The sequence below is a fragment of the Streptomyces longisporoflavus genome (assembly GCF_014649775.1).
Taxonomy (GTDB): Bacteria; Actinomycetota; Actinomycetes; order Streptomycetales; family Streptomycetaceae; genus Streptomyces; species Streptomyces longisporoflavus.
Map to the genome: position 1 here is coordinate 39,330 of NZ_BMTR01000007.1, position 14,558 is coordinate 53,887.

A 14,558-nucleotide genomic window follows, 5' to 3' on the forward strand; every position below is an offset into this window, starting at 1 on the left:
CTAAGAGGGTTTTAAGAGCCGCGTTTGGCACCTTGGGTCCATGAGTTTCCCGAGCAGGCCGGGCCCACCCGTGACCGGCGGCGGCCCGCCGCCCGCCAAGATCCTCGTCGTCGACGACGACCCCGAGGTCCGGGCGGCGGTCGAGGACGGTCTCACGATCGAGGGGCACCTGGTGCGCGGCGCCGAGGACGGCAGCCGCGCGCTCGGCGCCATCGCCCGCTGGGAGCCGGACCTCGTGGTTCTGGACGTGATGATGCCGGTCATGGACGGCCTCGCCGTCTGCCGTCAGATGCGCGCCCTCGGCGACCGCACGCCGGTCCTCGTGCTCACCGCCCTCGGCTCCGTCAGCGAGCGCGTCGACGGCCTCGACGCGGGCGCCGACGACTATCTGGTGAAGCCCTTCGCCCTCGACGAGCTCGTCGCCCGCGTCCGCGCCCTGCTGCGCCGCGCGGCCCCCGGGCCGCACTCCCCCGCCGAGGGCGACGACCTCTCGTACGGCGATCTGGTCCTGGACCCGTCGACCCGTACCGGCCGCCGCGGCCACCGCTCGGTCGAGTTCAGCCGCACCGAGTTCACCCTGCTCGAACTGCTCCTGCGCAACGCGGGGCAGGTCCTTCCGCGCGAGCTCATCCAGGAGTCGGTCTGGGGACGCGACTTCGGGCCCGACTCCAACTCCCTCGCCGTGTACGTCGGTTACCTGCGCCGCAAGCTGGAGGCGGGCGGCGAGCCGCGCCTCGTGCACACCGTGCACGGCGTCGGCTACCGGCTCGGCAGCCCGTGAGCGCCCGGCGCAGGCTCGGCGCCCGGTGGCGGCGCAGGCGCCCGCTGCGCACCCGGCTGGCGCTCGCCGCGGCGGCGGCCGTCGCCCTTGTCGCGGTCGGGGTGTGCGTGGCCGCGTTCCTCGTCATCCGCTACAAGCTCTACCAGCAGCTCGACCAGAACCTCACCCAGTCGGCGACCCTCATCGCGCAGCAGCGGAACTTCGACGACGAGCCGGGCGTCGTCACGGGCGAGTGCCGCTATCTGGGCGCCCCCGCCTGTTCGCAGATCGTCCCCGCCGACCCCGCGGACGACCCCGCGAAGCCGTATCTGCTGCCGGTGGCCGCGTCCACGCGGGAGGTCGCGAAGGGGCAGGCGGCGCCGTACTACACGAGCCTCACGCTGCACGGGCGGCCGACCCGGATGTACACCACCCACTACGGCAAGGGTGACGCCGTGCAGGTGGCTTTGCGCGCCGACATCGCCGAGCGCGGCGTGCGGCAGGCCGCGGGGCTCCTGTCCGCGGTGGGCGGCGCCGGCGTGCTCCTGTCGGGGCTCGGCGGCTACTGGGTCTCGCGCACCGGCCTCGCCCCGGTCGCCCGCCTCACCGCCACCGCGGAACGCATCGCGGCGACGCGTGACGCCCGCCACCGCATCGAGCTGCCGCCGGGTCCGCCGGGCGGCGAGGACGAGGTGACCCGGCTCGCGGCGTCGTTCAACGCGATGCTGGCCGAGCTGGAGAAGTCGGTCACCGCACAACGGCGCCTGGTCGCCGACGCCTCGCACGAGCTGCGCACTCCGTTGACCGCGCTGCGTACGAACGCCGAACTCCTCGCCCGCGCCGACCGGTTGACCGACACGCAGCGCGAGCGGGCGTCCGGCGCCCTCGCACGCCAGCTCCGCGAGGTCACCGGCATGGTCAACGACCTGATCGAGCTGGCACGCGACGAGGAGCCGCAGCCCCTCCTTGAGGAGGTGCGGCTCGCTCCCCTGGTCGCCCACGTCGTGGACGCGGCGCGCGGCCACTGGCCGCAGGTGCCGTTCACGCTGCACGTGACGCCGGACGCCGAGGCCCTGAGCTTCCCCGGTGTCCCGGCACGGCTGTCCCGCCTCGTCACCAACCTGGTGGACAACGCGGCCAAGTTCAGCCCGCCGGGCACGCCCGTGGAGGTCTCCCTCTCCCCCGCCGGCCTGACGGTCCGCGACCACGGACCCGGCATCGCGGCGGAGGACCTGCCGTACGTCTTCGACCGCTTCTACCGTGCCGAGAAGGCCCGCGCCCTGCCGGGCTCGGGCCTCGGTCTCGCGATGGCCCGCCAGATCGCCCACGCGCACGGAGCGGAACTCACGGCGGAGGGGGCGCCGGGCGGGGGCGCGCTGTTCAGGCTGACGCCGCCCGGCTAGTTGTTCTTCCAGGCGCAGCTGCCCAGCGTCGCCTTGCCCTTGGCGCCCTTCGCGAGGAGCCGGTCGGCCTCGTCGGCGGGCAGGACGCGCGTGTGTTTGCCGCGGCAGATGACCGTACGGTCGCCGTGCCCGGCCAGGTCGACCAGGATCTGGTCCCAGTGGCGGTACTGCACGTCGTGCCCGGAGTCCGCGTACGTCCGCACCTTCGCCTTGCCGGGCAGCGCGTCCTGCCAGGTCTTGAGGGTCGCCGGCGGCACCGTCGTGTCCTTCTCGCCGCCGTAGAGGTAGACGGGCGCGTCGAGCTTCGACAGATCCGGGCCCGGACGCCCGCAGTACAGCTTCTGCTCGTGCACCTGCGGCGCGGGGTCGGCCTGCTGGCCGCGCTGGTTGTAGGTCCGCGCGCCTTCCTCGTACGCCGTGTCGGCGAAGCCCGGTATCGACTTGACGGGGCTGTCGTCCGGGAAGGCCCACCACTTGCGCGGGTCCTTGATGGAGTCCTTCACGGTGTCGGCGAGTGCGTCGTCGGACATCGAGCAGTACTCGGGCTTCGCGCCGTAGGGCGGCAGGGCCGCCGCGAGGTGCAGGGCCGATACGCGCTCGGGGGCGCGCCCGGCGAGCTCCGCCGCGTAGGGGCCGCCGCCCGAGATGGCGATCACGCTGACGTCGTCCACGCCGAGCTTGTCGAGTACTTCGAGGGTGTCGTCGGCGAAGTCCGCCTTGCCGAGCTTCTCGTCGTACTCCGTGTCGCCGAAGCCGTTGCGCTCGACGGAGATGAGGCGCAGGCCGAGGTCCTCGCGCGTCGAACGGAAGAAGTCCGTCATGTGCGCGGCGCGGGCGCTCGTGCCGGTGCCGCCTATGAAGAGGACGGGCTTGCCCTTCTTGTTCCCCGTGTCGGAGTAGTGGGCCGTCCGGCCGTTCGAGAGCTTCGCCGCGTGCACGGCGGGGCCGAGCGAGTCGAAGGTGTCCTGCACCTTGGGCTCCGCCGGCGGGCTCGCACTGACCTCACCCGAGCCGTACACCGTCAGCGCGCCGAGCAGGGTGACGGTGGCGGCTCCGATGGCGATCACAGCGGTACGAGTGGGGCCGGGCAGGCTCACGGGTGACACAGGGTGACTCCAGGGGCAGGAGGGACTGACGCGAGCGCGCGCCTACCCAGCTCCTTGCATCTGACACCAACAACTTTCAGCCGAACTCCGGCGGGCGCCCCTTCAGGGGCGCGGGACTGTGACACATGCGGCTCCGCCGCGCGGGCACGACCAGCCACGACGGGCCTTTAAGGGGCGCGGGGAACTGCGCGACCAGCCACAATGGCCCCGCAGATCCCCACGCGCCTAAAGCACCCGAGCTAGAACCCCGGCGGTTCGGTGTAGATCCCCCACTCGTCCCGCAGGACACCACAGATCTCCCCGAGGGTGGCCTCCGCACGGACCGCCTCCAGCATGGGGCCGATCATGTTCGACCCGTCCCGCGCAGCCGCAACCATCGCATCGAGCGAGGCCCGGACCCGCGCGTCGTCCCGCGCCGAGCGGCGAGCGCCGAGGACCTTGACCTGCTCACGCTCGACCTCGTGAGAGACCCGCAGGATCTCCAGGTCGCCGGTCACGGACCCGTGGTGGACGTTGACGCCCACCACGCGCTTGTCGCCCTTCTCCAGGGCCTGCTGGTACTGGAACGCCGACTCGGCGATCTCGCCGGTGAACCAGCCGTCCTCGATGCCCCGCAGGATGCCCGAGGTGATCGGCCCGATCGGGTGCTGCCCGTCCGGGTGGGCGCGGCGCCCCCGCTCCTTGATCTGCTCGAAGATCTTCTCGGCGTCGGCCTCGATGCGGTCGGTGAGCTGCTCCACGTACCAGGAGCCGCCGAGCGGGTCCGCGACGTTCGCGACGCCCGTCTCCTCCATGAGCACCTGCTGCGTGCGCAGCGCGATCTCGGCGGCCTGCTCGCTGGGCAGGGCGAGGGTCTCGTCGAGGGCGTTCGTGTGCAGGGAGTTCGTGCCGCCGAGGACCGCGGAGAGGGCCTCGACAGCGGTGCGTACGACGTTGTTGTAGGGCTGCTGGGCGGTGAGCGAGACACCCGCGGTCTGCGTGTGGAAGCGCAGCCACTGGGCCTTGTCGGTCCGCGCGCCGTACACGTCCCGCATCCAGCGGGCCCAGATGCGGCGCGCGGCACGGAACTTGGCGATCTCCTCGAAGAAGTCCAGGTGCGCGTCGAAGAAGAAGCTGAGGCCGGGGGCGAAGACGTCCACGTCCATGCCGCGGCTCAGGCCGAGCTCGACGTACCCGAAACCGTCCGCGAGGGTGTACGCGAGTTCCTGCGCGGCCGTCGCCCCGGCCTCGCGGATGTGGTAGCCGGAGACCGAGAGGGGCTTGTACGCGGGGATGTCGCGCGCGCAGTGCTCCATCAGGTCGCCGATGAGGCGCAGGTGCGGCTCGGGCTGGAAGAGCCACTCCTTCTGCGCGATGTACTCCTTGAAGATGTCCGTCTGGAGCGTGCCGTTCAGGACGGCCGGGTCGATGCCCTGCCGCTCGGCGGCGACCAGGTACATGCAGAAGACGGGGACGGCGGGCCCGGAGATCGTCATCGACGTCGTGACGTCACCGAGGGGGATGTCCTGGAACAGGACCTCCATGTCGGCGGCCGAGTCGATGGCGACCCCGCAGTGCCCGACCTCGCCGAGGGACTGGGGCTCGTCGGAGTCCCGGCCCATCAGGGTCGGCATGTCGAAGGCCACGGAGAGACCGCCGCCGCCGTTGGCCAGGATCATCTTGTAGCGCTCGTTCGTCTGCTCGGCGTTGCCGAAGCCGGCGAACTGGCGGATGGTCCAGGTCCGGCCGCGGTAGCCGGTGGCGTGCAGTCCGCGGGTGAAGGGGTATTCGCCGGGCCATCCGATCCGCTCGAAACCCTCGTACGTGTCCCCGGGCCGCGGCCCGTAGACCGGCTCGACCGGATCGCCGGAGAGCGTGGTGAAATCCGCGTCGCGCTTCTTCGCGGTGTCGTACCGGGCCTGCCAGCGACGGCGGCCCTCCTCGATGGCATCAGCGTCCATACCTTCGAATTTACTTGGACGTCCTAGTAAATGTCGATGGCTGACCGCCACGGGTCTCTCCGTGGCGGTGCGGTTACGCCTTCGCGGTGGCCGGGGAGCCGTCGACGATCAGCGGCTCGACCTCACGCACGACCTTGCGCTCGACGAAGAACGCGGCCGTCGGGATCGTGCCCGAGACCAGCACCCAGAGCAGCTTGCCGAACGGCCACTTCGCCTTGGAGCCCAGGTCGAAGGCGAAGATCAGGTAGATGATGTAGAGCACGCCGTGGACCTGGGAGACGACAAGCGTCAGCCCCTCGCCCGTGTCGAAGCCGTACTTGAAGATCATGCAGGTGCACAGCACGAGCAGCATGACGGCGGTGACGTAGGCCATCACCCGGTAACGGGTCAGCACGGATCGCTTCATGCCTACGAGCGTATCGGCCCGTTTTGCGCGATCTTCGGGCGGCCCCGGCACGACCGGAACGGAAAACCGCTACTGCTCGTCGAAATCCTCCGCCGCCACCCGCAGGGGCCGCAGCATCGCGAAGATCTCGGCGCACTCCTCGGCGTCGTAGACACCGAGCCCGAAGTCCATGGCCATCAGCTCGCGGGTGGCCGACTCGACGACCTCGCGGCCCTTCTCCGTGATGGAGGCGAGCGTGCCGCGTCCGTCGTTCGGGTTGGGGCGCTTGTCGACGAGGCCGGACTTGACCAGGCGGTCGACGGTGTTGGTGACGGACGTGGGGTGCACCATCAGACGCTCGCCGATCTTGGACATCGGCAACTCGCCCGCCTGCGAGAACGTGAGCAGGACCAGCGCCTCGTACCGCGCGAAGGTCAGTCCGTACGGCTTGACGACCGCGTCGACCTCGCCGAGCAGGATCTGGTGCGCCCGCATGATCGAGGTGATCGCACCCATGGCCGGTACGGATCCCCAGCGCTGCTTCCAGAGCTCGTCGGCGCGGGCGATGGGATCGAAGGGAAGGCTGAGCGGCTTCGGCACGCCAAAGACCTTACCCGCCGGTCACATGGTGGTCAGCCCCGTCTCGCAGTTCGGTCGATTCTTCCCGCGGACCGTCGCTCGCGCAGCGGGCCGCCTTGCGGTGCGTGGCGCGGACCTCGGCCGCCAGGGCGAGGCAGCAGACCGTGCCGATGACGCCCGCCGCCGTGACGACGGCGCTCACCGCGACGAACTCCGCCGCGAGCCCGGCGAGCGCCATGCCGACCCCCTGGATCGTCATGAGCCCCGCCGTGTGCACGGTCATGGCCCGCCCGCGCAGCTCCGGCGGCACCGCGTCGACGAACCACCGGTCGACGCCCAGCGTGTACGCGGATCCGGCGCCGGCGAGCGCGAGGGCGAGCATCGCCCACACGAGGCCGGGCGTGACGGCGTACACCGTGAGCGGCAGAAGCGTGCACGAGGCGAGCGGCAGGGCGATACGGGCCCGCGTGCTCGCGGAGAGCGCGGACCCGGCGTACAGCTCCGCCGCGATCGTGCCGACCGGCAGCGCGCACATCAGGAGCCCGACGCCCGCGACGCCGACGCCGATTTGGTCCGCGTACGGGGCGGCGAGCGCCTCCGGGGCGACCATGAACATGGGCGGCGCCCACAGGAGGAGCAGCAGCGCCCTGATCCGCCGGTCGCGGAGCACCTGCCGGGTACCGCTGAGCGAGTACTTGACCAGTGCGGCCCCGGCGCCCCCGCGCGCGGGCCTGCGCTGCGTCCCGCACCGCAGGAGCAGCGCGGAGACGGCGAACGTACAGACGGTGATGAGGAGCGCCCCGCGCGGCGGGACGACGGTGAGCAGGACGCCGCCGAGCCCGAACCCGACGAGCACGGAGCTCTGCGAGACGATCCGGAGCAGGGAACGCCCGAGGACGAACAGGTCGCCTTCGCCGAGGATGTCGGTGAGGGTGGCCATCCGCGTCCCGTTGAACACGGGCGATACGGCGGCGACGACGCACCGCAGCGCGAGCAGCGCGAAGACGGGCGTGGCCGGCAGGGCCATGAGGGCGGCGCACCCGGCACACACCACGTCGCACAGCACGAGCACCCGCCGCGGCGGAAACCGGTCGGCGATCCCGGACAGCAGGGTTCCGCCCACGAGGTAGGGCAGCATCCCGAGCGCGAAGGTGAGCGCGCTGAGCAGCGGTGACCCGGTGAGCCCGTAGACGAGCACGGTGAGCGCGACCTCGCTGACGACGACGCCGAGCAGCGAGAAGGCGTGCGCGAGGAAGACGGCGCGGAACTCGCGGATCGTGAAGAGGCGGAGGTAGCCGGTGGGTTCGGGGGCGCTGGGCTCGGGAGCGCCGGATCCAGGGGTGGCGGGTTCAGGGGTAGCGGGTTCAGGGGTAGTGGGGTTCTCTTCGGGCATGCCCGCACCCTGCACGCGCGCGTGCCCCTCGCCCTAGAGTTTCGGTTGCGGGCGAATCATGGGGGTGGGGGCGTGCCGAACCGGTTGCATTTCGGGCCGGACGATCTCTTGCGGTGCCGGTTCGCCGTCTCGCCCCTGTGGGAGACGCAGGAAGCCGTGCGCACCCTGAAGCGGCCCGACCGGCACGGGTACCACCCCCAGTGGCTGCGGCGGATACGCGGGGCGGGCGCCGGGCTCGAACTCGGGGCGCTGTGGCTGCTCATGCCGCAGCGCGGCTACACCCCGGACTTCATCGGCCCTCCCCCCATCGGCCCGGCCGCCACCTTCGAGGAGGAGATCGCGGCCGTGCGCGCGGCCGACCCCGAGGCCGCGCGGGACGAGCTGGCGCGGGCGCTCGCCTGCACCGCGGGGGCCGCCGCGTCCCCGCTGGGCCGGACGCTGCTCGCCGATCCCGCGCGTGCGGTACGGGTTCTCGCCGATGCCGTGGAAGCCGCCTGGCACGCCCTCGTCGAGCCGGACTGGCCGCGGCTGCGCGCACTCCTGGAGGCGGACGTCGCCTTCCATTCGCGGCGGCTCGCGGAGATCGGCCTGGGCGCGCTGGTCGCCGAGCTCGACCCGAGGTTCACCTGGGTCGCGGAGACACTGACCGTCGCGCGGCGGGACGACCACGTGCGGCATCTGGCCGGGCAGGGCCTCGTCCTGATGCCCAGCGTGTTCGCCTGGCCGGACGTGGTCGGCGGCCACGAACCGCCCTGGCAGCCGACCCTGGTCTATCCCGCCCGCGGCATCGCCGGCCTCTGGACGGAGCCGAGCGACCAGACGTCCGAGGCGCTCGTGCGGCTTCTGGGGCGGGGCAGGGCGAGGGTCCTGGCCGCGCTCGCCGCCCCGGCCACCACGTCGGCGCTCGCGCATCGGCTCGGGCTCGCCCCCTCGTCCGTCTCGGCGCACCTCGGCGCCCTGCGGGGCGCCGGGCTGCTTGTCTCGCGGCGGTACGGGCACCAGGTGCTCTACGAACGCACCCCGCTCGGCATCGCGCTGGCGGGCGGCGGCAGCTGACGGGGTGACGGCATCCGGTGTCGTAACCATGGGCGATTGGTCCGTTATGTAACGATTGCCGCTCACCCGTCGCTCAAGGGGGCTGGATGCACCGGCTGCTCCGTACGTTCACCGCACTCACGGCCGTCACGGCCCTCGGGCTCACGGCAGGGTGCTCCGCCGACTCCGGCGCGAAGGGCAAGGAGAGGACGGCCGCCGAGGCCGGCCCCACCACCGACGCCGCCAGGAAAGCCCCGCAGAGCGCCTTCTGGGTGGACCCGGAGAGCTCCGCCGCCCGGCAGGTCGAGCAGTGGGAGCAGGAGGGCCGCACGCAGGACGCCCAGACGCTGAAGCGGATCTCCGAGCAGCCCATGGCGGTGTGGCCGGCGGGCGACGACCCGGCCCCGGACGTCAAGGCGGCCGTCGACGGCGCCGAGCAAGCCGGCCGCACCGCCGTACTCGTCGCGTACAACATCCCGCACCGCGACTGCGGCCAGCACTCCGCGGGCGGCGCCCAGAGCCCGGACTTCTACCGGCAGTGGATCGACGAGTTCGCCGGCACGATCGGCGACAGGTCCGCGGTCGTCGTCCTGGAGCCGGACGCCATCGCGCACATCGTGGACGGCTGCACCCCCGCCGAGTACCACTCCGAGCGCTACTCACTGCTCTCCGAGGCGATCGAGCGGCTCAAGCGGCAGCCCCGGGTGAAGGTCTATCTGGACGCGGGCAATCCGGGGTGGATCGACCAGCCGGACAAGCTCACCGAACCGCTCACACAGGCCGGGATCGCGCGGGCGGACGGCTTCTCGCTGAACGTGTCGAACTTCCAGAGCGACGAGACCATCAAGACGTACGGCCGCAGCCTCTCGGGGACGATCGGCGGCAAGCACTTCGTGATGGACACCAGCCGCAACGGCAAGGGCCCGCTCGCCGGTGACCGCGAGGACGCCTGGTGCAATCCGCCGGGGCGCGGCCTCGGCACCCCGCCCACGGACAAGACCGGTGACGCGCTCCTCGACGCGGCCCTGTGGATCAAGCGGCCCGGCGACTCGGACGGCCCGTGCAGGGGCGGCCCGGCGGCGGGCCAGTGGTGGCCCGACTACGCGCTCGGTCTCGCGCGCAACGCCAAGGCCGCCTGACCGCACGGCGCACGGGGTTCCGGCCGCCCCACGCGGAGCCGGCCGCCCCACGCGGATCCGGCCACCTCACGTAGACCCGGCTACCCCACGTGGATCCACTTCGCCTCCGACGAGGCGCCGTCCCGGTCCGTCACGAACAGCATGTACCAGCCCGGCGGCACCAGGGCGGTGTCCTGCCGGGGGACGTCCACGGTCACTTCGCCCTTGCCCTTGGTGACGCCGAGGGCGATCGACCGCTGCTCGACGTCCGTCGTGTGCGTGACCGCGCTGGGGCGCATCAGACGGGCCGACGCGATCTTCCCCGGGTGCTCGGTGCGGAACGTCGCCCGTCCGTCGGCGGCGAGCTCCTCCGGGCCCTCGCCCAGGACCGGGCGGTTCTGCCCGGCCTTGTGCAGCGTGGGCGGCGTGAAGACCTCCATGCGCTGCTCGAAGTGGCCGAGCTTGGTGTTCTGCCGGTCGTCGTAGAGCGGGTCGGAGCCGAAGGTGACGACCCGTCCGTCGGGCAGGAGCAGCGCCTCGGAGTGGTAGTTGCGGCCCACCACGGGGTCTGCCGCCGCGCGGAAGCTGTTGCTCTTGGGGTCGTAGAACTGCGCCTTGAGGATGTTGCTCCCGCCGCGGCCGCGGTAGTCCTTGGAGCCGTTGGACGTGAACACCGAGTCGTCCGGCAGGATCACGCTGTTCAGATAGCGGGTGCCCTGCGGAAGGTCCGGCCCTGTCCTGAAGGCGGGGCTGTCCTCCTTGAGGTCGACCACGGCGGTGCGCGGGGTCGCCTTCTCGGACTCGCCGACGCCCCCGCCGCCCAGGATCATCACCTTCTGGTCCTGCGCCGGGGGCAGCAGGACGGAGGCGGACGTCTCGGTCTGGTCGAGGTCGACGAGGCCGGGGATCTTCTGGAACTTGTTGGTCTTCAGGTCCCAGAGGCCGGGGTCGCGGCCCTTGTCCGCGGGCCCGTAGCCCGCGTTCGACGCCGGGTAGAAGAGCTTGCCGCCCTTGGTGAGGAAGAGCGCGGGATAGGTCGGGAAGTAGCGCTTGGGTCCTTCGGTCCACTTCTTGGTCTTCGGGTCGTAGATCTCGTTGTCGCCGGGGTCGATCATGCCCACGTCGTCGAGGCCGGAGACCGCGAGCACCTTGCCGTCGTCGAGGCCGACGAGCGTCGGGTACCAGCGGGCCTTCTCCATGGGCTCCACGGGAACGTACTTCTCGGCCTTGGGGTCGAACTCGTACGCCGCCCTGATCCCCTGGAAGTCCTGCTTGTCCATGGTGATCTTCTCGGCGATCCCGTAGGCGTTGTCCGCTTCCTTGCCGGTCAGGCCCTCGATCTCGTACTGCGCGGACTTCTTGGTGACGAACGCCTCGCCGTCCCCCGCGCCTTCCACGAAGACGCGTGCCTCGCTCGCCTTGACCTTGGTCTTCCAGGGCTTCATCGCACCAGACTTGGTGTACGTGATCTCGTAGTCCCGCTTGGCCTTGGGGACCTTGACGTCGAACTTGCTCACGTACTCGACACCCGACGGCGAGCGGAAGCGGGTGCCCTTCTTGAGGATGATGGGCTTGTCGGGGTTCTCGTTCTTGACGCGCATGCCGCCGCCGGCGCGGTTGACCTCGCCGTCCAGGAGTTCGTAGCGGGCCGTACCGCCGGCCACCAGGAGGCGGCCGTCGGGGAGCTGGGCGTGGCCGGAACAGAAGAAGTCCTCCGGCGTGGCGACCTTCTTGAAGGTGTCCTTCTTCGGGTCCCAGAGGATCGTGTCGAACGATCCCTTGTCGAACTTCTTCTGTTCGTTCCCGGAGCCCGCGACGATCAGGACCTTGCCGGTGTGCAGGAGCGCGGCGTGGATGGCGTTGGTGCGGAACTCCTCGGGGATGCCGATCTGCTTCCAGGAGCCGAACTTCTTCTTGTAGGCGGGCTGGGCGATCTTGTACGCGTGGTACTTCTCCTCGGCGAAGGAGAGCGCCGCCGGTGCGTTGAGTCCGACGAGCAGTGCACCCGCGCCGACGCCGAGGAGTGTCTTCTTGGTCCGCTTGGAGGGCCGGTAAGCCATGGGTCAGTTACCTCCAGTCGTCGTACCGGTGGCGAACGCCGGCTCCGGCTCGCCCTCCGCCGTGCCCGGGGCTGCCGGGCGTTCCGCGTCCTGCCTGCCGCGCTGCCGCGCCCGGCTGCGGACCTCGCCGCGCGCCTTGCGTGCCCGGTCCTCCCGGAGCAGCGAGAAGCTCCAGATGGCTATCGGTGCGAGCGAGATGGCCAGGGCGAGGAAGGCCCAGGTGCGCATCGCCACGTGGGTGTGGCCGAGCACGAAGGAGGCGACCAGCGAACTGGAGAGGACGGCCGCCCAGAAGAGGTGGATCCGGAAGGTGAGCACCCGGTCGGGGCTGGCGTCGCCGCCCTTGGGCGTGACCACGAAGCGGCTCGGGCGGCGCACCAGGGCGGCGCCGAGCGATTTGGCGTAGATGGGCGCGGAGAGCGCGGACATCGCCATGCCCGCCAGGCCTCCGGAGCCCTCCGGTTCGTGCGGGGAGACGTTGTGACGGCGGTTCCAGAGGTAGAGGCCGATCTGGAGCGCCGCCGCATCGCTGTAGAGCATCAGCCAGACGGATGCGGCGACCTGGGTGCCGGACGCGCCGAACCAGAGGAAGAGGACGCAGCTCAGCACGCCGAGCAGCCAGTTGACGGCCGTCATCGGGTAGTAGACGAGCATCATCGTGTACGAGAAGAGACGGCCGGGCGGCATCGTGAACGGTGCCTTCCAGAACTGCTTGAACAGCGTCTCGTACGTCCCGCGCGACCAGCGCAGTTGCTGGGTGAAGAAGTCCGTCCAGGAAGCGGGGCCCTCGCCGACGGCGAGCACGTCCGGGGTGTAGACCGACCTCCAGTGGCGTTTGGTGGCGGGGTTCTTGTGGCGGTGCAGCTCGAAGCCGGTCGCCATGTCCTCGGTGATGGAGTCGTACAGGCCCCCGACCTGGCGGAGCGCCTTGATGCGTACGACGTTGTTGGTGCCGACGAACATGGGAGCGCGGTAGCAGTTGCCCGCGCGCTGGATCAGGGCGTGGAAGAGGAACTGCTGGGACTCGGCGGCCTTGGTGACGGGGCTGTCGTAGTTCCCGTACACCTGGGGTCCGACGACGAACGCCACGTCCTCGTCCCGGAAGTAGCCCATCATCCGCTCCAGGAAGTTGGGCAGCGGCACGTGATCGGTGTCCACGGAGGCGAAGAAGTCGTAGTCGCCGCCGTGCATCGCGAGCCAGGCGTTGTAGTTGCCGTGCTTGGTGCGGGCCTTGTGGACACCCTTCTCGCGGTTCCACTCGGGGACGCCCTTGCGGGTGAAGTGGCGTACGCCGAGTTCTGCGCAGAGCGCCTTCGCCTCGTCGTTGTCGCCCTCGTCCAGGAGCCAGACGTCCAGGGGGCCGGTGTGCTGTATCCGCGTTGCCCCTTCGAGGGTGGCGCGGACCATGCCGAGGGGTTCCTTGCCCGGTACGTACGTCGTGAGGAAGGCGACGCGGGTGCCGGGTTCTGGGGTGACCGGTACCGGGTCCCTCGCCACCATCGTCGCGTGGGCGATCGAGATGACGTTGACGAGCATGAAGAGCTCGATCAGGCCGATCGCCACCAGCATCGTGATGTCGAGACCGACGAGCCAGCGGTCGGCGCCCTCGCGCCTGGTCCAGTGGGTCGGCCACACGAGGTACACGAGCAGGAGGCCGGTGAGGACGGGCGCGAGCGTCATCAGGAAGACGGCCCGTATTCGGTGCGGCTCGCCGGAGAGAAGCTTGGTGTACCGCACCCGATAGCGGTCGCCGTCGGCCGGCTCGGTGAGCGGACCGGCGAGTGTGCTGTGGGTGTCGTAGTCGTAGCCCTCCGGCCGCACAGCGCCTCCAGGTCGTGGGTGATCTGGCTCCGGCAGGTTCAGATACGAATCGGCCGATACCCATACAGAAGTGGAGTTTTCGCGGCGTGTCGAACCAGACGCGTCCGTGCGAGCGGTTTTACCCTGAGCGATTTGGCTGGAGTTGCGGGGCCGCCGGGTCGCAGGGCAGGAAAAAGCCCCCGCCGGTCGGTGACCGGCGGGGGCTCTCGGCCGTACGGAAGCGCGGTACGGGGATCGCGGTACGGGGGCTCGCGGTACGGGGCTCGCGACGTGTGGATCGCGACACGGGGCCGTCGTACGGGGGCCGCTACTCGGCGAGGTGGCGTTCCACCGTCTCGACCTTCGACGTCATCCCGTCCGTCACTCCGGGGCGGATGTCCGCCTTCATGACGACGGAGACCCGCGGCGCCCGCGCCTCGACCGCGGCGACGGCGCGCTTGACGACGTCCATCACCTCGTCCCACTCGCCCTCGACGGAGGTGAACATCGCGTCGGTCCGGTTGGGCAGGCCCGACTCTCGGACGACACGGACCGCGTCGGCGACGTACTCGCCCACGTCCTCGCCGACGCCCAGCGGGGTCACGGAGAAGGCGACGATCATGCGCTGACGACCCCTTCGCGGCGGGCGCGCGAGGCGATCACGGCGGCCTCGGCCTCACGCTTCAGCTTCCGGTCGGCGAAGAAACCGCCGGTCGGCAGGACGGAGAGGATGAAGTAGAGGGCGGCCGTCTTCACGTCCCACTTCGTGCGGTTCCAGGCGTCGAGCCAGAAGAGCACGTACAGGACGAAGAGCACGCCGTGGACCATGCCCATCACCGGCACGGCGTTGAACTCCGTGGTCCGCTTGAGCACCGAGCAGATGATCAGGAGCAGGAAGGAGACGGCCTCGGGGGCCGAGACCAGACGGAGGCGGCGGAGTGCGGAAGCGGTCTTGATGTCCACGGATCACCTTCGGTGT

General features: G+C 70.8%; 13 protein-coding genes. 4 read left to right on the forward strand and 9 right to left on the reverse strand.

The features are described from left to right. The first annotated feature begins 40 nt into the window (after positions 1 to 40). Both IE226_RS15935 and IE226_RS15940 read left to right on the forward strand, forming a co-directional pair. Positions 41 to 781, forward strand: coding sequence for a response regulator transcription factor (locus tag IE226_RS15935; RefSeq protein ID WP_190081890.1), 741 nt, complete (start codon positions 41 to 43; stop codon positions 779 to 781). After that, positions 778 to 2,163: a sensor histidine kinase gene (locus tag IE226_RS15940; protein WP_190081891.1), complete on the forward strand. Its 1,386-nt coding sequence runs from the start codon at positions 778 to 780 to the stop codon at positions 2,161 to 2,163. Before IE226_RS15935 ends, IE226_RS15940 begins: the two co-directional genes overlap by 4 nt. Here IE226_RS15940 and IE226_RS15945 read toward each other — a convergent pair. The 5 genes from IE226_RS15945 to IE226_RS15965 form a co-directional block, all read right to left on the reverse strand. Then, entirely contained in the window at positions 2,160 to 3,269 is a 1,110-nt protein-coding gene (locus tag IE226_RS15945) for an alpha/beta fold hydrolase (RefSeq protein ID WP_229871049.1), read from the reverse strand. The genes IE226_RS15940 and IE226_RS15945 overlap by 4 nt on opposite strands. A 239-nt stretch (positions 3,270 to 3,508) precedes the next feature. After that, positions 3,509 to 5,209, reverse strand: a complete 1,701-nt coding sequence (gene icmA / locus IE226_RS15950) for a coenzyme B12-dependent isobutyryl-CoA mutase large subunit (RefSeq protein WP_190081892.1) — start codon at positions 5,207 to 5,209, stop codon at positions 3,509 to 3,511. Between the two features lie 73 nt (positions 5,210 to 5,282). Then, positions 5,283 to 5,615, reverse strand: coding sequence for a DUF3817 domain-containing protein (locus tag IE226_RS15955; RefSeq protein ID WP_190081893.1), 333 nt, complete (start codon positions 5,613 to 5,615; stop codon positions 5,283 to 5,285). A gap of 69 nt (positions 5,616 to 5,684) precedes the next feature. Further along, a complete protein-coding gene (locus IE226_RS15960; RefSeq protein WP_190081894.1) occupies positions 5,685 to 6,194 on the reverse strand; it encodes a MarR family winged helix-turn-helix transcriptional regulator in 510 nt (169 codons plus the stop codon). A gap of 10 nt (positions 6,195 to 6,204) precedes the next feature. Further along, positions 6,205 to 7,566: an MFS transporter gene (locus IE226_RS15965; protein WP_190081895.1), complete on the reverse strand. Its 1,362-nt coding sequence runs from the start codon at positions 7,564 to 7,566 to the stop codon at positions 6,205 to 6,207. Positions 7,567 to 7,638: 72 nt separating this feature from the next. On the opposite strand from IE226_RS15965, the gene IE226_RS15970 reads away from it, so the two are divergent. Both IE226_RS15970 and IE226_RS15975 read left to right on the forward strand, forming a co-directional pair. Next, complete coding sequence (locus IE226_RS15970; RefSeq protein ID WP_190081896.1) at positions 7,639 to 8,622, forward strand: ArsR/SmtB family transcription factor; 984 nt, start codon at positions 7,639 to 7,641, stop codon at positions 8,620 to 8,622. 86 nt (positions 8,623 to 8,708) lie between these two features. After that, positions 8,709 to 9,740 carry a glycoside hydrolase family 6 protein gene (locus tag IE226_RS15975; RefSeq protein WP_190081897.1) on the forward strand — a complete coding sequence of 344 codons (1,032 nt, stop codon included), beginning with the start codon at positions 8,709 to 8,711 and terminating at the stop codon, positions 9,738 to 9,740. An 80-nt stretch (positions 9,741 to 9,820) separates the two neighbouring features. On the opposite strand, the gene glxA is transcribed toward IE226_RS15975, so the two are convergent. From glxA to IE226_RS15995, 4 genes are all read right to left on the reverse strand, one after another. Beyond that, positions 9,821 to 11,779: a radical copper oxidase GlxA gene (glxA, locus tag IE226_RS15980; protein WP_190081898.1), complete on the reverse strand. Its 1,959-nt coding sequence runs from the start codon at positions 11,777 to 11,779 to the stop codon at positions 9,821 to 9,823. A gap of 3 nt (positions 11,780 to 11,782) precedes the next feature. Then, on the reverse strand, positions 11,783 to 13,600 hold the full coding sequence (locus IE226_RS15985; RefSeq protein WP_190081899.1) for a glycosyltransferase family 2 protein: 1,818 nt from the start codon (positions 13,598 to 13,600) through the stop codon (positions 11,783 to 11,785). Positions 13,601 to 13,907: 307 nt separating this feature from the next. Beyond that, positions 13,908 to 14,201 (reverse strand): MTH1187 family thiamine-binding protein, encoded by a 294-nt coding sequence (locus IE226_RS15990; RefSeq protein ID WP_190081900.1) that lies wholly within the window; start codon positions 14,199 to 14,201, stop codon positions 13,908 to 13,910. Next, complete coding sequence (locus tag IE226_RS15995) at positions 14,198 to 14,542, reverse strand: DUF3817 domain-containing protein (RefSeq protein ID WP_190081901.1); 345 nt, start codon at positions 14,540 to 14,542, stop codon at positions 14,198 to 14,200. The genes IE226_RS15990 and IE226_RS15995 overlap by 4 nt, the downstream gene beginning before the upstream one ends. Positions 14,543 to 14,558 lie beyond the last annotated feature (16 nt).

Bases quoted from the DNA above. Each gene is read 5' to 3' on its own strand.
- glxA (WP_190081898.1), bottom strand. From the start codon at position 11,779: ATGGCTTACCGGCCCTCCAAGCGGACCAAGAAGACACTCCTCGGCGTC.
- IE226_RS15975 (WP_190081897.1), top strand. From the start codon at position 8,709: ATGCACCGGCTGCTCCGTACGTTCACCGCACTCACGGCCGTCACGGCC.
- IE226_RS15990 (WP_190081900.1), bottom strand. From the start codon at position 14,201: ATGATCGTCGCCTTCTCCGTGACCCCGCTGGGCGTCGGCGAGGACGTG.
- IE226_RS15955 (WP_190081893.1), bottom strand. From the start codon at position 5,615: ATGAAGCGATCCGTGCTGACCCGTTACCGGGTGATGGCCTACGTCACC.
- IE226_RS15935 (WP_190081890.1), top strand. From the start codon at position 41: ATGAGTTTCCCGAGCAGGCCGGGCCCACCCGTGACCGGCGGCGGCCCG.
- icmA (WP_190081892.1), bottom strand. From the start codon at position 5,209: ATGGACGCTGATGCCATCGAGGAGGGCCGCCGTCGCTGGCAGGCCCGG.
- IE226_RS15965 (WP_190081895.1), bottom strand. From the start codon at position 7,566: ATGCCCGAAGAGAACCCCACTACCCCTGAACCCGCTACCCCTGAACCC.